Source organism: Bacillus pumilus, from assembly GCF_024498355.1.
Classification (GTDB): Bacteria; Bacillota; Bacilli; order Bacillales; family Bacillaceae; genus Bacillus; species Bacillus pumilus_P.
Genome location: NZ_CP101833.1, coordinates 2528821 through 2550355, shown reverse-complemented (window position 1 = coordinate 2550355; position 21535 = coordinate 2528821). Strand labels below are relative to the sequence as shown.

At 42.4% G+C, this 21535-nt stretch carries 21 protein-coding genes; 15 read left to right on the top strand and 6 right to left on the bottom strand.

Going from position 1 to position 21535, the window contains the following annotated elements; genetic code table 11:
- Positions 1-59: 59 nt before the first annotated feature.
- Both NPA43_RS12975 and NPA43_RS12970 read right to left on the bottom strand, forming a co-directional pair.
- Positions 60-1502 carry a DEAD/DEAH box helicase gene (locus NPA43_RS12975; RefSeq protein ID WP_256498906.1) on the bottom strand — a complete coding sequence of 481 codons (1443 nt, stop codon included), beginning with the start codon at positions 1500-1502 and terminating at the stop codon, positions 60-62.
- A gap of 112 nt (positions 1503-1614) precedes the next feature.
- Positions 1615-2418, bottom strand: coding sequence for an NAD kinase (locus NPA43_RS12970; RefSeq protein WP_230031038.1), 804 nt, complete (start codon positions 2416-2418; stop codon positions 1615-1617).
- A 446-nt stretch (positions 2419-2864) separates the two neighbouring features.
- Between NPA43_RS12970 and sppA the strand changes: the two genes are divergently transcribed.
- The 13 genes from sppA to NPA43_RS12905 all read left to right on the top strand — a co-directional run bounded on the left by sppA (position 2865) and on the right by NPA43_RS12905 (position 15389).
- Complete coding sequence (gene sppA, locus NPA43_RS12965; protein ID WP_099726877.1) at positions 2865-3866, top strand: signal peptide peptidase SppA; 1002 nt, start codon at positions 2865-2867, stop codon at positions 3864-3866.
- A 14-nt stretch (positions 3867-3880) separates the two neighbouring features.
- Positions 3881-4405 carry an RDD family protein gene (locus NPA43_RS12960; RefSeq protein ID WP_099726878.1) on the top strand — a complete coding sequence of 175 codons (525 nt, stop codon included), beginning with the start codon at positions 3881-3883 and terminating at the stop codon, positions 4403-4405.
- 98 nt (positions 4406-4503) lie between these two features.
- Positions 4504-5211, top strand: a complete 708-nt coding sequence (locus tag NPA43_RS12955; RefSeq protein WP_099726879.1) for a DUF2953 domain-containing protein — start codon at positions 4504-4506, stop codon at positions 5209-5211.
- A gap of 14 nt (positions 5212-5225) precedes the next feature.
- The gene (ytfJ, locus tag NPA43_RS12950) at positions 5226-5678 is read left to right on the top strand and encodes a GerW family sporulation protein (RefSeq protein WP_099726880.1); all 453 of its coding nucleotides are present in this window, start codon (positions 5226-5228) and stop codon (positions 5676-5678) included.
- A 112-nt stretch (positions 5679-5790) separates the two neighbouring features.
- Positions 5791-6291: a thiol peroxidase gene (gene tpx, locus NPA43_RS12945; protein WP_048239080.1), complete on the top strand. Its 501-nt coding sequence runs from the start codon at positions 5791-5793 to the stop codon at positions 6289-6291.
- Between the two features lie 88 nt (positions 6292-6379).
- Positions 6380-7354 (top strand): class I SAM-dependent methyltransferase, encoded by a 975-nt coding sequence (locus NPA43_RS12940; protein WP_099726881.1) that lies wholly within the window; start codon positions 6380-6382, stop codon positions 7352-7354.
- A gap of 230 nt (positions 7355-7584) precedes the next feature.
- Positions 7585-8769, top strand: coding sequence for an acetate kinase (locus tag NPA43_RS12935; protein ID WP_256498903.1), 1185 nt, complete (start codon positions 7585-7587; stop codon positions 8767-8769).
- A 100-nt stretch (positions 8770-8869) separates the two neighbouring features.
- Positions 8870-9385: a MogA/MoaB family molybdenum cofactor biosynthesis protein gene (locus NPA43_RS12930; RefSeq protein WP_256498902.1), complete on the top strand. Its 516-nt coding sequence runs from the start codon at positions 8870-8872 to the stop codon at positions 9383-9385.
- Positions 9386-9558: 173 nt separating this feature from the next.
- Complete coding sequence (locus NPA43_RS12925) at positions 9559-10770, top strand: argininosuccinate synthase (protein WP_099726884.1); 1212 nt, start codon at positions 9559-9561, stop codon at positions 10768-10770.
- Complete coding sequence (gene argH / locus NPA43_RS12920; RefSeq protein ID WP_230031034.1) at positions 10767-12140, top strand: argininosuccinate lyase; 1374 nt, start codon at positions 10767-10769, stop codon at positions 12138-12140. The genes NPA43_RS12925 and argH overlap by 4 nt, the downstream gene beginning before the upstream one ends.
- A gap of 274 nt (positions 12141-12414) precedes the next feature.
- Positions 12415-13170: an SDR family oxidoreductase gene (locus NPA43_RS12915; RefSeq protein ID WP_230031033.1), complete on the top strand. Its 756-nt coding sequence runs from the start codon at positions 12415-12417 to the stop codon at positions 13168-13170.
- A 65-nt stretch (positions 13171-13235) separates the two neighbouring features.
- Positions 13236-13919: a metal-dependent hydrolase gene (locus NPA43_RS12910; protein WP_099726887.1), complete on the top strand. Its 684-nt coding sequence runs from the start codon at positions 13236-13238 to the stop codon at positions 13917-13919.
- A 147-nt stretch (positions 13920-14066) separates the two neighbouring features.
- Positions 14067-15389, top strand: coding sequence for a CBS domain-containing protein (locus tag NPA43_RS12905; protein ID WP_099726888.1), 1323 nt, complete (start codon positions 14067-14069; stop codon positions 15387-15389).
- A gap of 67 nt (positions 15390-15456) precedes the next feature.
- Here the strand turns inward: NPA43_RS12905 and NPA43_RS12900 are convergent, their stop codons facing one another.
- Positions 15457-15759: a YtpI family protein gene (locus NPA43_RS12900; RefSeq protein ID WP_099726889.1), complete on the bottom strand. Its 303-nt coding sequence runs from the start codon at positions 15757-15759 to the stop codon at positions 15457-15459.
- A 147-nt stretch (positions 15760-15906) separates the two neighbouring features.
- Here NPA43_RS12900 and NPA43_RS12895 point away from each other — a divergent pair, with 147 nt between their 5' ends.
- Complete coding sequence (locus NPA43_RS12895; RefSeq protein ID WP_099726890.1) at positions 15907-16848, top strand: DHH family phosphoesterase; 942 nt, start codon at positions 15907-15909, stop codon at positions 16846-16848.
- Positions 16849-16899: 51 nt separating this feature from the next.
- On the opposite strand, the gene NPA43_RS12890 is transcribed toward NPA43_RS12895, so the two are convergent.
- The 3 genes from NPA43_RS12890 to NPA43_RS12880 form a co-directional block, all read right to left on the bottom strand.
- A complete protein-coding gene (locus NPA43_RS12890) occupies positions 16900-17085 on the bottom strand; it encodes a YtzJ family protein (protein ID WP_099726891.1) in 186 nt (61 codons plus the stop codon).
- A gap of 109 nt (positions 17086-17194) precedes the next feature.
- On the bottom strand, positions 17195-17698 hold the full coding sequence (ytrI, locus tag NPA43_RS12885) for a sporulation membrane protein YtrI (protein ID WP_007501718.1): 504 nt from the start codon (positions 17696-17698) through the stop codon (positions 17195-17197).
- Entirely contained in the window at positions 17695-18036 is a 342-nt protein-coding gene (locus tag NPA43_RS12880) for a sporulation membrane protein YtrH (protein WP_034320977.1), read from the bottom strand. The genes ytrI and NPA43_RS12880 overlap by 4 nt, the downstream gene beginning before the upstream one ends.
- Positions 18037-18173: 137 nt before the next feature.
- Here NPA43_RS12880 and dnaE point away from each other — a divergent pair, with 137 nt between their 5' ends.
- Entirely contained in the window at positions 18174-21509 is a 3336-nt protein-coding gene (gene dnaE / locus NPA43_RS12875; protein WP_099726892.1) for a DNA polymerase III subunit alpha, read from the top strand.
- Positions 21510-21535 lie beyond the last annotated feature (26 nt).

Here is a 21535-nt window from a genome sequence, read left to right as displayed (position 1 = left end):
AGGGTTTGTGGATTCATTTCATCACAAATAAAAAAGTAAAGGCGCTTGGCCTTCACTTTTTATGAGCGTGCTTCATGTACTTTTAACTGCTTGCCTTTAATGGTTGTGTGACGCATAGCATTCAGTACAAGAGGACCTTTCCCGTTTAAAATATCTACATACGTTTTCGTGTCCTGAATCGTAATAATTCCAATGTCATCGAATGCAACGCCTTCTATTTTCGCAATAGTCCCAACGAAATCAACGGCCCGCAGTTTCTTTTTCTTCCCGCCGTTAAAATAAAGCTTCATAATATCTTTTTCTACGCCGGCTTGCTTATTTTCCTTTTGAATAGGTGTTTCAATCTTCTCTTCGAAGCTGGCTACATGCTGCTCTGCTTCTTCCTTCGTCGGATAAGGCTGAGTGTGGAAATCAATGCCAGCATCCTGCTTTAATTCATCAATGAGCGGCTGCGCGTGCCTTGTCATAAACGCAATCGTTTTCCCGCTTTTACCCGCTCTACCGGTTCTTCCAGTTCGATGAATATAGCGTTCTTTTTCATAAGGCAGGTCGTAATGAATGACATGTGTCATATCGCTTACATCGATTCCCCGGGCTGCTATATCTGTTGCGATCAGATAGCGGAACTCACCGTTTTTGAATTCATCCATGACGTCAAAGCGGTCTTCCTGTCTCATGCCCCCATGGATTTTGTCGCAAGGGACATCCCAATCGTCCAGCTTGATCGTCAGTTCATTCACGCGTTCCTGTGTATTGCAGAAAATGATACAGCTATCAGGATTTTCGATGACGATCGTTCGCTGGAGAAGTGAGAATTTGGCTTCTTCCTCTGTTTCAATCACGGTGTGGGTGATTTGCTGCACAGATTTTGCCTCACGTGCAATCTCAATCACTTTTGGCGATTGTAAAAATTGCTCGCTCAATTCTTTCATTTCAGCAGACATCGTCGCTGAAAACAGCATCGACATGCGCTTTGGCGGCAGATGCTGAATAATGGAAGAGACTTGATCAATAAATCCCATGTTCAGCATTTCATCTGCTTCATCTAACACGAAAAATTTGAGGTTTTCTAAAGAAAGAGTACCCTTTTCTAGGTGATCCAATATTCGCCCTGGTGTTCCGCACACAACATGGTTTTTTTGTGCAAGCTCTACTTTTTGGGCTTGAAAAGGGGCTTTTCCATAAATGGCTGCCGCTTTGATTCGTTTAAATCGTCCAAGGCTGGTGAGGTCTTGCTTGACCTGCATTGCAAGTTCGCGTGTTGGAACGAGGATGAGGGCTTGGGGTTTATTTTCAGCCCAATCCACCATTTCACATATAGGCAGACCATAGGCTGCTGTCTTGCCGCTGCCTGTCTGAGATTTGACGATTAGATCCTGCTTTGAAAAAGCAACCGATAACGTCTCGTGCTGAACGGGTGTAGGTGTATGGAAGTGAAGCGCTTCTAACGCTTGTTTCAATTCATCACTTAATGGATATTGATCAAAATGTTGTAATGGCATCGTGTTCTCCTTTTCGTACATTCATACTTGTGACATCATACCATATCTTTTCAAAGACACCATGACCTTGAATGAAAAGACATGAAAAAAAGCCCCATATAGGAGCTTTTTATTAAAGGAATCTGCGTTTGACTTTTTCCCAGTATGAGTTGTCTTTTAATTTCACCGTTTTAATCACTTTTCCTGAAAGGCCAATGTCAATTTGTTTGACGTGTTTTGTGCCGAGGGCTTCATTATCAAGCCCGATAATCGGATGGTCGTTTCCGTCCTGCACGACCTTCAGCGTCAGCTTGCGGTCACTGCTTAAGATGAAAGGAGCGCCAAGCGTACGGTACGAGTTGTTATTAAGAGATGCAAGCTCTGTCACTTGCATACAAGGGAGCATCGGATCAACCACGGCGCCGTTTACGGATTTATTGTAGGCTGTTGAGCCGGTCGGAGTCGAAATAATCATTCCGTCGCCTCTAAACGTTTCAAAGTGAAAATCATCTATATATACATCGATGACAAATGTTTTAATGATGCTAGAGCGGATCGACAGTTCGTTTAAGCAATGGAACTGATTTGTACTGTCAACGCTTACATCAATGACTGGATATTTCCTCACTTCAATCTGTTCGGTGTTCATGGCATCAATCATTTTATCAAAATGTTCTAATGAAAAATCGCAGTATAGATGCGAATTCTCAGTTTTTGATACCCCTACATACAAGCAGTCATCACGGAAATTCGTTTTGCGGACTGCTTGAAGAAATGTGCCATCCCCGCCAATTGAAGCAATAATATGGGCATCCTCTGCACGCTTTACGACTTGAAAGCCTTGATCAGTAGCGAGCTTCTCCAGAGAAGAAATGTGTCCATCCAATTCATGATCTTTTTTGTAAAAGAAAAATACATTGCGACGATTGTCTGTCATTGACGTTCTCCCCTTCGTTGTCAAAAATAGATTTCCAATATTAAAGGGCTTACATGTAAACCCTTGCTCACATTTTACACTTTTTTCATATGAAAGTAAAAACATTAGAAAGACGCCTATCATGATAGTGTTTGCTTTTTAGAAATGAGTCGATGTAAGTGATTCGAAATGACTGACTTTGAGCATAATTGAATAGCTGTTTTCTAATGAAAGAATGGTCTGGGTGTTTTGTTGTGGTGAACATCTAGACTATTAGGTGTAGGGAGAGGATAAAAAAGCCAATTTTTCGTCATGAGCTTCTCATAGTAGACGATGCAAAGTTGATCGTCATTTAAGATAGGTGCTATCATATGTTGAAATGAAATGTAAAAAAACCACAATTCCTGTGAAACATTTCATGTGGATATTCGTATGAATGAAGTGAGACAAAAAAGGAGGAGAAAGAGATGAATGCGAAAAGATGGGTAGCCTTAATCATTGCACTTGGTGTTTTCGGATCTTCAATTGTCATTAGTGTCACGATGGCCTTGTTCGAAAGTTTCAATGACAATAAAATGAGCTATCAATTCGGGGATGAAATAGAAGAGAAGGTACTAGAGGATGGCAGCGGTGCAGGTAAAATTGCTGTTCTTGAGATTAATGGAACGATTCAAGATAATGGCGGTGCATCAAGCCTTTTAGGCGGAGAAGCGTATGATCATCGTGCGTTCTTAAAAGAACTAGATAAAGCAAAAGAGGATGCATCTGTAAAAGGTGTCCTGCTGCGAGTGAATTCTCCTGGCGGCGGTGTCTATGAAAGTGCTGAAATACATAAAAAATTAGAAGAAGTGAAAAAAGCGAAGAAGCCAGTTTACGTCTCCATGGGCTCAATGGCAGCTTCTGGCGGTTATTATGTGTCGACACCAGCGAAGAAAATCTTTGCTTCACCTGAAACATTAACAGGTTCTCTAGGCGTGATCATGCAAAGCTTGAATTATTCAAAGCTGGCGGATAATTTAGGCATTAAATATGAAACCATTAAGAGCGGGAAATTCAAAGATATCATGTCTCCAAATCGTGATATGACAAAGGATGAGCGCGACATCATGCAAAGCATGGTCGACAACTCCTATGAAGGGTTTGTCAAAGTCATTTCTGAAGGACGCGGCATGTCTAAACAGGACGTCAAGAAAATTGCCGATGGCCGAGTATATGACGGAACACAGGCGAAGTCCAACGGATTAGTGGATGAGCTTGGATACTATGAAGATGCACTAAAAGCGATGAAGAAAAATGAAAAAGGCTTAAAAGGGGCAAAAGTCATCAGCTATTCTCAAAGCTTTGGCTGGAACTCTCTTCTGAATATGAGTGCAAGCAAGCTCTTTAAAAGCGAAATTGATTTTCTGAATTTAAAAGAAACACTGGCTGGCTCAAACGGGTCTAAACCGATGTATCTCTATTCAAAATAAAGGAGGGATCATAGATGGATTCTACATTCGATGAAGTAAGCGAAAGCCGCAGCCAGCAGGAAGAATTGAAGCCCGCCCTTGCGAAGCGCGCTTCAATTGAAGCGCAGGCCTTTGCAGGTTTTTGGATTAGATTTTGGGCGTTTATCCTTGATTGGCTCGTCGTTTGGGGTGTTAACCATTTGACGGTTTCTCCAATCTTTAGTCTGTTTGGCTGGTCAAAAGGAGGAGGGTGGTTTTCTCCATTTTCCGTCACAACGACGATTGTTTTCCTGCTTTATTTCGCCATCATGACGAAAATTTTTCATCAAACCCTCGGCAAGATGGTGTTTGGGATCAAAGTGGTCTCACTTCAGCCTGAGAAGCAGCTGGCATGGGATGTCATTTTCTTTAGAGAAATTGTTGGACGATATATTAATTCACTTTTTGTTCTCTATGCTGTCGTTGGGTTCTCACCGAAAAAACAAGGGGTTCATGACTACTTTGCTGATACAGTGGTCGTCCATGAACATCTATATGAAAAAACAGAATCAAACGTGTAACCAAAGGGAGTTTGACCGAAGCCGGTCAAACTCTTTTTTGATGATTGGGTATAAAATCCATAATGAGAGCCATAATCGTAGGGGAAGCATCATTTGTTATGGAGGAAGTGAGCACAGTGCTTTACGTTTGGATCGCAGCTTTTTTGTTCCTTGTGATCTTATTGATTTTCATGAAAGTGACCATTTCACTGGATTATTCGCATGCAAATGACAATGACCACATTGGGCTGAAGGTCATCACCTTATATGGAATGGTCAGACTCAAAAAAGAGATTCCGATGGTGAAGGTCAATCCGGAAGATCAAACGATTGATATTCGTGAAAAGAAAATGGCGAGCTCCAAAACGCCTAGTCAAGAAAAAGAATCCATGCATAAAAAAGTGGGAAAACGTGATATGAAGCAAATCCTTCATCAAATGGAGCGCATCACAAAAGAGATAGTAGATCTAAACCGGATCATGCGGAAGTTCTTCATTCACATCAAAATTGTATCGTTTCACTGGTCGACATGGATCGGCTTTCATGACGCCGCTTTAACAGGTGTGGCAGCCGGCGGCGTGTGGTCAGTCAAAGGAGCACTGCTTGCCTTTATGCAGGAGCATCTCACCTTTAAGCATAAACCGGTATATGAAGTCATTCCCGCCTTTCAGCACAATGTGTCACAGACCCATTTTACATGTATAGCTTATTTTCGTATTGGACATGCTATGCTTGCAGCCATTCGATTACTTGTCCATTGGTTAAAAGGGAGAAAGGCAAGAAAAAGTGCCTCTCTTCAAGCAACGAAGAATGAATCATCTGTTTAAGGAGGAACCCGAAAATGGCAGATCATCCAATCCAAGGTCTGATGAAGACAGCGATGGAAAATTTAAAAGAAATGATCGATGTGAATACGATCATCGGCGATCCAGTCGAAACCCCTGACGGCAGCGTCATTCTCACTGTGTCAAAGGTCGGTTTTGGATTTGCAGCCGGCGGCAGTGAATTTAACGGTAACCAACAGAAAGAAAAACGTTCTGATGAACAAGAACGAAAAGAACCGAGACTCCCATTTGGCGGCGGAAGCGGCGGCGGGGTATCCATTACACCAATTGCCTTCTTAATTGTGGGAACAAACGGAGTTCGAATGCTTCATTTGGATGAACACACACATCTGCTTGATAAAATATTGGATTCTGCTCCTCAAGCAATTGAACGTCTTCAGCATATGTTTAAGAAGGATGAACGGGAGCACCGCCACAAAGAACGAAAACTAGATGACATAGACCTTTAAAAAGTTAGCTGCGCTGCAGTTAACTTTTTTTTCAAAATGGACGATTAGGCTTTGCAGTTTTTTGCGTTCTCTACTATGATAGAACCATACATTTGATAAGGGAGGAATTGTTTTGGCATCGATCACATTTAAAGGGAGTTCTGTAACGCTTGTAGGAAATGAAGTGAAAGTAGGCGAGCAGGCTCCTGATTTTACGGTATTAACGAACTCACTAGGGGAAGTTTCACTTTCTGATTTAGCAGGAAAAGTGACGATCATCTCAGTGATTCCTTCTATTGATACAGGTGTGTGTGACGCACAAACAAGACGTTTCAATGAAGAGGCAGCCGGTTTAGGTCCGGTCAATATTTATACGATTAGTGCAGATCTTCCATTTGCACAAGCGCGCTGGTGCGGAGCAAACGGAATTGAAAATGTAGAAACATTATCTGATCACAGAGATATGTCTTTTGGTGAAGCGTTTGGTGTATATATGAAAGAATTGCGTTTATTGGCGCGTGCTGTTTTCGTATTAGACCCGAACGGGAAAGTGGTTTACACTGAATACGTAAGCGAAGCAACGAATCATCCAAATTATGAAAAAGCCATTGAAGCTGCGAAATCACTGTTATAAAAGCAGCATCGACAAGAGCTCCGGCTTCATACTGGGGCTCTTTTCAATGAGAATATTTAGCTTTTAACAAAGCGAGGAGAGAAAAGCATTGCAGAAAGATCAAGTGAGTACTATTTTTGAGCTGCTCGATACAGCCTCGATTCGATTGAAAAAGGAACAGAGCATTTCCTATATTGAAGCATTGGCAGAAGCAGGAGAAGCCTTTTTCCAGGCAAATGATCGAAACGGTTTACTGAAGGACTTAATAGAGAAAGCAGATTTTGCCTCCTATGATCATGAGCAGACTCGTAAAGCGTTTCAGCTCGCCGTACTGAAAGGACAAAAGGACATTTCCCATCCAAACCGTCAAATGACGCCAGATACGATTGGCCTGTTTGTCAGCTATTTGGTGAATAAATTTTTAGAAGGCCAAAAAGAGCTTGTTGTCTTTGATCCAGCAGCGGGAACAGGGAACTTATTGCTTGCTGTGTTAAACAATCTCACTGCAGAAACAAAGCGCGGCTTTGCATCTGAAATTGATGATGTGCTCATTAAAATTGCTTGGGCACAGGCGAATTTAGAAGAGAAAGAAGTAGAGCTTTTCCATCAGGACAGCCTTGAGCCGCTTCTCATTTCACCGGCAGATGTCACCGTATGCAGCCTTCCAGTCGGCTATTACCCAAATGATGAGCGTGCAGCAGACTATGACTTAAAGGCAAAAGAAGGACATGCCTTTGCGCATCATTTATTCATTGAACAAAGCCTTCGTTACACGAAAGAAGGCGGCTTCTTATTCTTCATCATTCCAAACGATTTGTTTGAAGGAAAAGAAAGTGTGCAACTAAAGGATTTCATCAAAGATCATGCTTATATGAATGCGTTAATTCAGCTGCCAGTCTCCATGTTCAAAGACAAAAAGCACGCCAAAAGCTTATTTGTCATGCAAAAGAAAAAAGAGGGGCTGCAAGCACCCAAACGGATGCTGTTTGCCAATCTGCCATCTTTCTCACAGAAGGAAGCGATGGTTGGTGTGATGAGAAAGTTAGACCAGTGGTTTATAGAAGAAAAAGAAACGAAAGAATAGCCAGAGTGATTTCTGGCTATTTTACTATTCAGAAAATAACGACTTATCGATGTAAGCGATAACAGTTCGAAGGTGTACTTGAAATGCAAAGTTTTCAATGTTTAAATGAAAAAGTCAGATATTTTTCGGACTTATCGTTAAACTATAAAAGACCCGTTCAAACAGGTTGAATATAGCACCGGAAAAAACGTGAAACCTTATATAACAACTGAGTAAAAGGAGCGACAAGAATGTCCAAAATTATTGCAATCAACGCAGGAAGCTCATCTCTTAAATTCCAATTGTTCGACATGCCAGAAGAAACCGTTTTAACGAAAGGTCTTGTTGAAAGAATCGGAATGGACAACAGTATCTTTACGATTTCTGTAGATGGAGAAAAGAAAACAGAAATCACTGATATTCCAGATCACGCAGTAGCTGTAAAAATGCTGCTTGAAAAACTAACTGAATTCAACATCATCAAGGACTTTAATGAAATTGATGGCGTAGGACACCGCGTCGTTCACGGTGGAGAAAAGTTCAGCGATTCTGTTCTATTAACAGATGAAGCGATCGATGAGATTGATCAGCTTTCAGAGCTTGCACCACTGCACAACCCTGCAAACGTTGTAGGAATCAAAGCATTCAAACAAATTCTGCCTGACGTACCAGCGGTTGCTGTGTTCGATACAGCGTTCCACCAAACAATGCCAGAGCAGTCTTACCTATACAGCCTTCCGTACGACTACTACAAAAACTTTGGTATTCGTAAATACGGATTCCACGGGACAAGCCATAAGTTCGTCACAGAGCGTGCATCAGAACTATTAGGCCGTCCGTTAGAAGAGCTTCGTTTGATTTCTTGCCACCTTGGAAATGGTGCGAGTATCGCAGCAGTAGAAGGCGGAAAATCAATCGATACATCAATGGGCTTCACGCCGCTTGCTGGTGTGGCGATGGGTACACGTTCAGGTAACATTGACCCTGCCCTCATTCCATTTATTATGGAGAAAACAGGACATACTGCTGAAGAAGTTCTTTCTACTTTGAATAAGAAGAGTGGTCTTTTAGGTGTGTCTGGTCTTTCAAGTGACCTTCGTGATATCGAAGAAGCAACAGAAGAAGGAAACGACCGTGCAGAAGTAGCTCTTGATATTTTTGCCAGCCGTATTCATAAATACATCGGTTCTTATGCAGCGAGAATGAATGGCGTAGATGCGATCATCTTCACAGCTGGAATTGGTGAAAACAGTTCAGAAGTGCGAGCACGTGTACTTCGTGGTCTAGAATTCATGGGCGTTTACTGGGATCCATCTCTTAACAACATGAGAGGCGAAGAAGCATTCATCAGCTACCCTCACTCTCCTGTGAAAGTCATCGTGATTCCTACAAACGAAGAAGTGATGATTGCAAGAGACGTTATGCGCTTAGCGTAATAAAATGGTACAGCTCTTTTCCTAATGGGAAAAGAGCTTTTTTGTTCAAAGCAGCATGCTATAATTTGTCCAATACGAAGCGAAAGGGAGCGTGCGTTAGATGAGCGTTACGGAACATAAACGAGAAGCGAAAGCGAGGCTTCATGTAAAAGTCATGACAGTCAGTGATACAAGGACAAAGGAAACGGATAAAAGCGGCCGTCTCATGATTGATTTGCTCAAAGAACAGGGACATCTTATTCTTGCATACGATATTGTAAAAGATGACATTGGAGCGATCCAAGACGCTCTGCTTGAAGGAACAAGTGAGCCCAAGATTGATGCCGTCTTGTTAAATGGGGGAACAGGAATTGCCGCAAGGGATGTCACCATTGAATCCATTACCCCTCTTTTCTCAAAAGAGCTGCCTGGCTTTGGTGAAATCTTTCGCATGCTCAGCTATACAGAAGACATCGGTTCTGCTGCTATCTTGTCTAGAGCAACTGCTGGGGTCGTTAACCAAAAAGTGGTCTTTGCCACACCAGGCTCTACCGGAGCAGTTCGTTTAGCCATGACAAAACTCATTATTCCTGAGCTTCCTCACGTCGTGCGAGAGCTTGAAAAGGATCAAAAATAGCCCAAAAAAACTCTGCCAAGAAAAATTGGCAGAGTTTTTTTCATAAAGGGGTTGAAAAAACAATTTTTCCTTGTTACAGTGTATACATACTAAATGCATGTTTATAAATTGAAACTTATTTTTATGCAAAAAACATTCACAGAATCAAAACAAGTGAGAGGAGCTTTTCAATCATGTCACAAAATAAAAAAGTCGTATTAGCATATTCCGGAGGTCTTGATACCTCTGTTGCAGTTAAATGGTTACAAGAGCAGGGATACGAGGTTGTTGCTTGCTGCCTGGACGTAGGTGAAGGAAAAGATTTAGCATTTGTTCAGCAAAAAGCACTTCAAGTCGGAGCAGTTCAGTCTTACATGATTGACGCAAAAGAAGAATTTGCTGAAGAATTCGCACTTGCTGCACTGCAAGCACACACCATGTATGAAGGAAAATACCCGCTTGTGTCTGCACTATCTCGTCCGCTCATTGCCAAAAAATTAGTGGAAGTAGCAGAGAAAGAAAATGCAGTCGCAGTTGCACACGGATGTACAGGAAAAGGGAACGACCAAGTTCGTTTTGAAGTATCCATTAAAGCATTAAATCCAGATCTAGAAGTTCTTGCACCAGTGCGTGAATGGAAATGGTCTCGTGATGAAGAGATCGACTATGCACAAAAGCATGGCATTCCAATTCCGATTAACTTAGACAGCCCGTATTCAATCGACCAAAACCTTTGGGGCAGAAGTAACGAATGCGGCATTTTAGAAGATCCTTGGGCTGCGCCGCCAGAAGGTGCGTACGATCTGACAAATCCACTTGAAAAAACACCTGACACACCTGAGATCATTGAAATCACGTTTGAAAAAGGTAAACCAACGGCGATTGACGGTATCCAGTATTCATTATCTGATCTGATCCTTCATTTAAATGAGGTCGCTGGTCAGCATGGTGTTGGCAGAATCGATCACGTTGAAAACCGTCTTGTTGGGATCAAATCTCGTGAAGTGTACGAGTGCCCAGGTGCTATCACACTTTTAAAAGCGCATAAAGAGCTTGAAGACTTAACGCTTGTCAAAGAAGTCGCTCACTTTAAGCCAATCGTTGAACAAAAAATGGCTGAATTAATATACAACGGCTTATGGTTCTCACCACTTAAAGAAGCACTAGACGCATTCTTACAAGAAACACAAAAGAACGTAACAGGTGTTGTACGTGTGAAACTATTTAAAGGCCATGCGATTGTAGAAGGACGTAAATCACCATATTCACTTTATGATGAAAATCTAGCGACTTACACAAAAGCAGATGAATTCGATCATGATGCAGCTGTAGGATTTATTAACCTTTGGGGTTTACCAACAAAAGTAAACAGCATCGTGAACAAAAAGGAGCAGGTTAAGGCATGAAAAAGCTTTGGGGAGGCCGATTTCAAAAAACACCAGAAAAATGGGTCGATGAGTTTGGCGCGTCCATTCATTTCGACAAACAATTAGTCAAAGAAGATCTGACCGGCTCCCTTGCTCATGCAAGTATGCTGAATAAATGCGGTATCCTCCAAGATGAGGAGGCCGCTGCCATCAAAGACGGACTGAATACGCTCATGAAAAAGGCAGAGGCGGATGAACTGGATTTCTCAGTAGATTATGAGGACATTCATTTAAACCTTGAAAAAATGCTCATTGATGAGATTGGACCGCTTGGCGGCAAATTGCACACAGCGAGAAGCCGGAATGATCAGGTCGCAACAGATATGCATTTATATTTGAATAACCAAGTAGAGCATATCATTGAGCTGATCTCTTCTTTTCAAAAGGTGCTTGTAGAGAAAGCAGAACAGCACGTTGAAACGATCTTTCCAGGATATACGCACTTACAGCGTGCACAGCCTATTTCCTTTGCCCATCATATGCTCGCCTACTTTTGGATGCTTGAGCGTGACAAAGCGCGCTTTCAAGATTCTTTGAAGCGGATTAACGTCTCTCCACTTGGATGCGGGGCGTTAGCTGGAACGACATTCCCAATTGATCGTGAATATACAGCAGAGCTGCTTGGCTTTGACCATATTTACGAAAACAGCCTTGATGGCGTGAGTGATCGTGACTTCATTTTAGAGTTCTTGTCTAACAGCAGCCTTGTGATGATGCACCTCTCACGTCTTTGTGAGGAAATCATTTTATGGTGCTCTCAAGAATTCAAATTCATTGAGCTTGATGACACTTACGCAACAGGCAGCAGCATGATGCCGCAAAAGAAAAACCCGGATATGGCTGAATTGATCCGTGGAAAAACGGGCCGTGTATATGGCAACCTGATGGGGCTTCTCACCATTATGAAAGGCTTGCCGCTTACGTATAACAAAGACCTGCAAGAAGATAAGGAAGGCATGTTTGATACAGTGAAAACCATCGCTGGCAGCCTGCAAATCTTCACAGGCATGATTCAAACGATGACAGTGAACGAAGATGTCATGAAAAAAGCAACAAAAGAAGATTTCTCAAATGCGACCGAAGTGGCAGACTACCTTGCGAAAAAAGGCATGCCATTCCGTGAAGCACACGAAATCGTTGGCAAGCTCGTGTATACATGCATTCAAAAAGGCATCTACTTAAGTGATCTTCCGTTTGAAACATTCACAGAAGCGAGCGGTCTTTTTGAACAAGATATTTACACCGTTCTTGATCCGTATGTCGCTGTTGAAAAAAGAACAAGTGCAGGGGGAACTGGATTCAAACAAATTCAGCTCGCTTTAGAAAAAGCAAAAGCCTGCCTAGCGTAACCTTTTAAAAAACCATTCGTATGAGACGGATGGTTTTTTGCTGTAATGCAGAAAGGAGAAGCATCCTCCTTGGAGAACATGAAAGCGTATGATGTTTTTAAGTTGGGGAGGGGGCGATAGCTCAAAAGCTGTAGGCTTTGTTTGATCAACCCATCGTCCGCATCATGAATAGCAGACAAAGGGTTCAGAAGTGCGTCCAGTGCTGGTTTATAGTAAAGTAAAGATAGTATGAGAAACACATGAACTTGCAACCTTTGCTTTAGGAGGAGATTGTGTGCGACACGCATTAATAACAGCGGGTTCTAAAGGGCTTGGAAGGAAAGTCACCGAGTCTTTACTGAATATGGGGTATTCTGTGACAGTGAATTATCGAAGTGATGATGAAGCTGTCCGGCAGATGAAAGAAGAATTGCAGGAATACGAAGAAAAGCTTCAATTTGTCCAAGGCGATGTGACAAACAAAGAAGATTTAAAAAACATGGTAGAGCTGGCAACAGAGCGATTTGGGCGGATTGATGCCTTGATCAATAATGCCGGGCCTTATATTTTTGAACGAAAAAAACTCGCGGATTACTCTGAAGATGAATGGTATCAAATGATGGAAGGCAACCTATCCGCAGTGTTCCATTTGTTCCGAATGGTGATCCCTATGATGAGAAAACAAGGCTTTGGCCGCATTATCACGTATGGCTTCCAAGGGGCAGATCATGCACCAGGCTGGATGCACAGATCAGCCTTCGGAGCGGCAAAGGTAGGGCTGGCCTCATTGACGAAAACCATTGCGATTGAAGAAGCTGAAAATGGCATCACGGCCAATATGGTTTGTCCAGGCAAAATCGTCGGAGCCATGAAAGAATCCACGATCGAGGAAGCACGTCAGATCAGAGACGGTGAAACACCAATAGGCCGGTCTGGTACCGGAGAGGATATAGGGCGCATCATCTCATTTTTATGTGATGATCGATCAGACCTCATTACAGGGACTGTCATTGAAGCGACAGGTGGACTTAACGTGATTCATAGGCATTAAGTTTTTTAGCTTTTTATACAGGGAATAGATGATATGAGATCAAAATTGAGAGGTGGACATACTACATGAAAGCTACATATCATGGACATTCAGTCGTACACATTGAAACAAACGGATACCATATTTGGATTGATCCATTTTTAAATGGAAATAAGCACACAGATATCAAACCACAGGATATCAAAGCAGATGTGATTTTGCTGACTCATGGACATGGAGATCACCTCGGTGACACCATTGAAATGGCTAAAAATAATGACGCTCTCGTCGTCGCGCCAAACGAGCTTGCTGTCTATTTAAGCTGGCAAGGGGTGAAAACGCACCCGCTTCATATTGGCGGCGGACGTGAGTTTGAATTTGGTAAAGTTAAGCTCACACAAGCGTTCCACGGTTCAGCGGTCATTGATGAAGAGGCAAAAACGATTACGTATACAGGCATGCCATCAGGTATTTTATTTACCGCAGAGGGCAAAACGATTTATCATGCTGGAGACACTGCGCTCTTTTCAGATATGAAGCTGATCGGTGAGCTGAATCATATTGAGCTCGCATTCCTTCCAATCGGTGATAACTTCACCATGGGGCCAGACGATGCAAGAATCGCAGCAGAATGGCTTCGTGCAAAGCAGGTCGTGCCGATTCACTACAGCACATTCCCGCCAATTGAGCAGGACCCGCATGCATTTGCAGACAGCCTGCACGGCGGCGTAGGTCACGTGTTAAACAGCGGAGAATCCATTGAAATTTGATCATCATGAACAAAAGCCGGCACACAAATGCCGGCTTTTTTGTTTGTCTGCATCGTGCTGAAGTAAAAGACAAATTGCTATTAAAAGCCTCCTGCCTTTATAATGAAACATAGATGAAAACGCTGAAAACAAAAAGGGTGAACGGGATTGGCGACAAAGCACGAGCAAATTTTATCGTATATTGATTCATTAGATGTCGGAGAGAAAATTTCTGTCCGGCGCATAGCGAAAGAAATGAAAGTGAGTGAAGGCACCGCTTACCGGGCCATCAAAGATGCTGAAAATAAAGGGTTCGTTAGCACCATTGAACGCGTCGGTACCATTCGAATTGAACAGAAGAAAAAAGAAAATATTGAAAAACTGACATATGCGGAAGTTGTCAATGTCATTGATGGACAGGTGCTTGGAGGACGAGCAGGCTTACATAAAACGTTAAACAAATTTGTCATCGGAGCGATGGAGCTGGATGCGATGATGCGATATACGGCAGCTGGAAACCTGCTGATCGTCGGAAACCGGATCAATGCCCACAGGCAAGCATTAGAGGCAGGAGCGGCTGTGCTGGTCACAGGCGGATTCTCAACAGATGAACAAATCATTCAGCTCGCAGATGAGCTTGAGCTGCCAATATTATCGACAAGCTACGATACATTTACGGTAGCGGCTCTCATTAACAGGGCCATTTATGACCAATTAATTAAAAAAGAGATTGTGCTTGTGGAGGATATTTTAACGCCGATTGAACGGACCGTATACTTATCACCAGAGGATAAGCTTGAGAAATGGTATGAAAAGAATTACGAAACAGGACACGGCCGCTTCCCGGTAGCAGATGATCAAATGAAGATTCACGGCATTCTCACCTCAAAGGATATTGCAGGCTATGACCGCTCTACACCGATTGAAAAGGTGATGACGAAAAATCCGCTCACAGTCATTGGCAAAACATCTGTTGCCTCTGCTGCACAAATGATGGTGTGGGAAGGCATTGAGGTGCTGCCAGTTGTAGATGATCATGCGAAGCTGATTGGGATGATTAGCCGTCAGGATGTGCTCAAGGCGCTGCAAATGATCCAAAAGCAGCCGCAGGTCGGAGAAAAACTGGATGACGTTGTGTCGAGAGGGTTTAAAGAAACCGATACAGAAAAACCGAAAGCAGATGCGGTTTATCAATATGAGGTCACACCACAAATGACAAACCAGCTTGGCAATATTTCATATGGTGTGTTTACACAAATTTTAATCGAAGCAGCCAACCGTTTCTTAAAATCTCATAAAAAAGGCGAACTGATTGTCGAAAGTCTCTCTGTCTACTTCTTAAAACCGGTACAAATGGAATCGACGATACAGATCAAGCCGAATATTTTAGAAGTAGGGCGCAAGTTTGGAAAGTTGGAAGTTGAGGTGTACCACCAATCAAATATCGTAGGGAAAGCGATGCTGATGGTGCAGCTGATGGAGAGAGGATAATGATAAAAGGGCGATTCCGAAGAAGACAAAGGACTAAAATAAACATCATTTTAGCCCTTCTCTCTCATTATGCGTGATCTTTTTCGCCTTCCTTTAAAAAGAGCGGAAGATAATGCTTGTAGGCTTTATACCCAGCCCACGTACTGCCGATACCAACTGCAACAAAAATAAATCCAATGACAAATGCGAGTGACGAACGGTTTAAAAATAATTGATTCACACCGAAGAGCAGGACAAAGCAGCCAAGTGCCATACTGGATTTGGCCGACCAGAATTTCTTCTCGACTGGACGGTTCGTACGGACATTCTTTGCTTTGTAGTATAAATAAAACATGGCAGAACTAATAATAAACACAATCAAAACAAGCATGTGTCAAGCCTCCATTGTAAGTGATTACAACCCTATTTTAAACGTAAATAGGCTTGCTTACTAGAATAAATTGTCTATTCCTCACTTTTCCGTCAGGATAGATTATGATTTAATAATAAAAAGAGTATCGCATAAGAAGGAGTTTTTATGAAAAAAGAACTGATTAGAACCATATCATTATATGACACCATCATCATCCATAGACATGTAAGACCAGATCCTGATGCGTATGGATCGCAGTGCGGCCTTACGGAAATCTTGCGTGCCACCTATCCAGAAAAAAATATTTATGCGACTGGAACCCCGGAGCCAACCCTTTCATTTTTATATGAACTCGATGAGGTACCGGACGAAGTGTATAAAGGTGCCCTTGTCATTGTCTGTGATACAGCCAATCAAGCAAGAATTGATGATCAGCGCTATTCAATGGGTGATCGATTAATGAAAATTGATCATCATCCGAATGAAGATCCTTATGGTGACTTGCTTTGGGTGGATACAGAGGCAAGCTCTGTGAGTGAAATGATTTATGAATTGTATTTAGAGGGGAAAGAAGAAGGATATCAGCTGAATACAAAGGCGGCTGAACTGATTTATGCCGGCATTGTAGGAGACACAGGCCGCTTCCTTTTCCCAAATACAACGAAAAAGACACTCAAATATGCAGGGGAACTAATCGAATATCCATTTTCATCATCAGACCTTTTCAATCAATTGTATGAGACGGATTTGAATGTCGTGAAATTAAATGGCTATATTTTTCAACATATCTCTTTGTCAGAGAATGGGGTAGCCTCTGTTTTTATTAAACGTGACATTTTGGAATCGTTCCAAACAACGGCGCAGCAAGCCTCGCAGCTTGTTGGGACACTTGGAAATATTGCAGGTATTAAAGCTTGGGTCTTTTTTGTGGAAGAAAACGATCAGATTCGTGTCAGATTCCGCTCTAAAGGCGTTGTCATTAACACCATTGCTAAAAAATATCATGGCGGCGGTCACCCGCTTGCAGCCGGTGCGTCCATTTTTGATTGGGCCGTGGCAGATGAAATCTTGCGTGATTTAGAAGAAGTATGTAAATCATCATCGTGAGAGAGGAAGGCTTCAAGTCTCCTCTCTCTTTTTTGATGCTGGAGAAAAGGGTTAATTGGATACAGGGATAAACCAGCAGCCGATGTCCGTTGAATCTTCATAGGCTTGGAGATTTTGATGCTTTAATTCTTTTTTAATTAAATGAGCCATCATTTCTGTCTCAGCATAAGCACACATGCCATCTTTGATCCGGCTTGCTTTGTCTCGTGCCATTTGACGATAGCTATAAACCTCCATTGTTCTCACCTCTTTCTATTTAGGATATCGTTCTTCTTTTAGTGTATAAAAATTTGGAGTGAAAAGCGATCATTGAGGGCAGAAATTCATAAAAATTCCACAGGATCATTTATTCAGCAAATGAAATACGCACTTCCAGTGAAAGCTTCGTATAAATCGTCAGCTCTGTCACTTTGGCGCGGTATGCCTTTTCCCGAATCGTATATTCTTTATTTTCCACCGTTCGTTTTAATAATTCCTTTGTTTTGTAGACACTTTCAATATCCTTTGTGATGACTTCTGAGATGTCCTCTTTGACCTGATCTTCAAACTTTAGCGTATCCGGTTCTGGGATTTTATATTGCTCACGATTCACGAGATGAACATCTACGCTTTGGATCAGCAGCCGCTGCTTATTATCCTCATTTAACTTATGCAAATCTTCCCGATAGAGTGTGATTTGTTCTTTCAGACTGTCCATATGGTGCTGCTGGCTTCTGAGCAGTGTCACCTGCTTTTCCTGAAAGGTTCCATATGTAAAGAGGAAAATCAGCCAGCTGATAATCGCGCCGAACATCATTCCAGCAAAAAAACGCTGCCAGCCTGGGCGTTTATACAGCTCCGGCACTCTCATGATGACACATGCTCCTGAGTGAGCCATGTAATAATGAGATATCCCGTTTGTGCACCGCCCATGGCAGAGATAATTAATAAGATCTGTTTGAAAATATCACGCGTGTTTCCTTCGAAAATGCCTCTTTCAAAGCTATAGACCGCATCAAATGTGCCGCCGATTGCGGCGACAAGCGCCCAAATTTTTAAACGGTTGGCAAGACTTGAAATAATTGATAGGGGAGGCTGACCGGATAAATATGCACCTACACCGCCTATAATGGCACCACCTAAAATCACCCCAAGTGCGATAAAGTAACAGCTAATAAAGTTCGGAATAAAGGCTTCCTTCACATCCATTTTTTCCACCTCACTCTATTCAATATATGGCGTGCTCTGGACAAGTATGAACGGACGGAAAAGAAAGAACATTTGTTTCTCACCGCATCGCGTTTTATAATGAAAGAATGACTTTAGACGAAAGGAGTGGATTAAGCATGTCTTATGTTCATCTTCAGGTCCACAGTGGATACAGCTTGTTAAGCAGTGCAGCGAAGGTAAAGGAGCTCGTGCTAAAAGCGAAAGAACTTGGCTACAAAGCGCTCGCTCTTACCGATGACCATGTGATGTATGGAACGGTTGAATTTTATAAGGAATGTAAAAAACATGGCATCAAGCCGGTCATCGGTTTAACAGCTTCTGTCTTCATAGATGAACAAGAGACAGAGGCTTATCCCTTGGTACTCCTTGCAAAAAACAATGAAGGCTATCAAAATCTGATCAAAATTAGCAGTGTGCTGAAATCAAAATCAAAAGCTGGACTGAAAGAAAAATGGCTGAAAAGCTATCATCATGGGCTTATTGCCATAACGCCAGGCACATCTGGCTATATTGAAACGCTGCTGAAGCATGATCAGTTAGAAGAAGCGCACGATGCAGCAAGCCATTTGAAACGTATTTTTGGCGGGGGGCATGTGTACATTGCGGTTCAGCCATTTCAGCAAGACGAGTCGCTTGCCGGAAAGCTGCGGGATGTCTCAAAAAGTGCGGAAATTCCACTTGTCGCGACGGGAGATGTTCATTACATCAACCGAGAGGACAAAACGGCGTATACATGTTTAAAGGCCATAAAAGCAGGACAGCAGCTTTCAGATATAGAGGAAGACCGAGGAGAAAAGCATTTCAGATCCATCGAAGAGATGACGGAATGGTATGCGGATGATCCTGAACTGCTTTCAAGAACGGTTGAGATCGCAGACCGCTGTGAAGTAGATTTAAATCTTGGACAGACAAAACTGCCATCCTATCCAACTCCTGATCAATCGACAGCAGATCAATTTTTACGAAGAGTGTGCGCGGAAGGCATGAAACAAAGAAAGATCGCTTCAAATGAAACGTATGTCAAAAGGCTTGAGTATGAGCTAAGCATTATCCAAAAAATGAATTTCAGTGATTATTTTCTTATTGTATGGGATTTTATGAAGTATGCGCATGACCACGGCATTGTCACAGGCCCAGGACGGGGGTCCGCAGCAGGCTCACTTGTTGCTTATGTTCTGTCTATTACAGATGTCGATCCGATCCGTCACGGCCTTTTATTTGAGCGTTTCTTAAATCCTGAGCGAATCAGCATGCCGGATATTGATATTGATTTTCCTGACACGAGAAGAGATGAAATGATTTCTTATGTAAAAGACAAATACGGGGACATGCATGTGGCTCAAATTGTTACGTTTGGAACGCTTGCTGCAAAGGCAGCCTTAAGGGATGTCGGACGTGTGATGGGGATTGATTCAAAGGCAGCGGACCGTCTTGCAAAGCTCGTCCCATCGAAGCCAGGGACGACGCTGAAAGAAGCGGTGGCCGCATCTCCCGAATTAAAAACGCTGCTCCAGCAATCAGAAGAACTTCGAAAGGTCTTCCAGACAGCTTTAAAGGTAGAAGGCTTGCCAAGACACACGTCGACACATGCAGCCGGCGTTGTGCTAAGCGAAGAGCCGCTGACGCAGGTTGTTCCGATCCAAGACGGCCATGATGGTGTGTATTTAACGCAGTATGCCATGAATTATTTAGAAGATCTAGGACTTCTAAAGATGGATTTCTTAGGGTTAAGAAACTTAACGCTAATCGAATCCATTAAAAACCAGATTGAAAGACAGGAGAACGTCCACATTAACTTTAGTGACATTTCGTATCAAGATCAAAAAACGTTTGAATTGTTATCAGCAGGAGATACAACAGGGATTTTCCAGCTTGAATCACAGGGGATGCGCCAGGTGCTAAGACGGCTGAAACCTTCTAGTCTAGAAGACATCGTGGCAGTCAATGCCCTCTACCGGCCAGGTCCAATGGAGAATATCCCGCTCTTTATCGACCGAAAGCACGGCAGGGTGAAGGTCTCTTACCCGCACCCAGATTTGTATGACATTTTAAAGGACACTTACGGGGTCATCGTTTACCAAGAGCAAATCATGCTGATTGCAGCAAAGATGGCGGGCTTTCAGCTAGGCGAGGCCGATCTATTAAGAAGGGCCGTTTCAAAAAAGGATAAAAAGGTCCTTGATGAAGAGCGAAGCCATTTTGTTGAAGGATGCCTAAAAAAGGAGTATCCTGTTAACATTGCAAATGATGTTTATGACTTAATCGTCAAATTTGCAAACTATGGTTTTAATAGAAGCCATGCTGTCGCATATAGCATGATTGGCTTTCAGCTTGCTTATTTAAAAGCGCATTATCCGTTATATTTTATGTGCGGACTTTTAACTAGTGTGATTGGAAATGAAGACAAAGTCGCTCAATATTTCTATGAGGCAAAGGAAAAAGGGATCTCTGTGTTGAAGCCTTCTATTAATAAGAGTGAATTTCCATTTACGGTTGAAAAAGGGGAGATCCGCTACAGCTTAAGAGCGATCAAAAATGTCGGAGTGTCAGCTGTAAAGGATATATACAGAGCAAGACAGGAAAAGCCGTTTGAAGATTTATTTGATTTTTGCGCAAGGGTATCACCAAAGAGTGTAAACCGAAAAACGATTGAAGCGCTCATTTTTTCAGGGGCGATGGATGAGTTTTATCCAAATCGTGCTTCGCTTTTAGCATCGATAGATATTGCGTTAGACCACGTGTCATTTTTAACACCTGAGGACCAGCTGGACTTTCTTGGGGATACAACCTTCTCCATTAAGCCAAAATATGCTGAGATAGACGAACTGCCGCTTGTCGACCTTTTGCAATTTGAAAAAGAGGCACTCGGTTTATATTTATCAAACCACCCAGTACAAGCGTATCGAGATCGTTTAAGAGAGAATGGAGCAGTAGAAATCATCAGACTTTCTTCTTATATAAAGCGAACGATCTCAATGGGTGGTCTTTTGACAAAAGTGAAATCGATTCGAACAAAAAATGGACAATCGATGGCATTTGTCACATTTGGGGATGAAACGGGAGAAATGGAAGGCGTCGTCTTTCCAGAGCAATTCAGAAAGCTGTCCCCCTTACTTGAGGAGGGCGCCATGCTTTATGTTGAAGGCAGAATAGATGTCAGAAATGACAGCAGTCAAATCATCGTGCAAGAAGCAGTTCTGCTTGAAGAGATGGGCACAAAAAGAAAAGAGTCTGTCTACATTCGGGTGAAAGAAGAAAACCATACGCAGGAGCTGCTTGAGCAAGTAAAACGAGTGATCTCTTTGCACAGCGGAGAAGCAGATGTCTATTTGTATTATGAAAAGCAAAAAAAGACGATGAGACTTCCAGATGCATACAAAGTTCATGCAGATCATGCCGTGATCTTCCAGTTAAAAGAGCTGCTCGGTGAACAAAACGTTGTGATTAAATGATGACAAATCGTCTGAATATGTTTTAC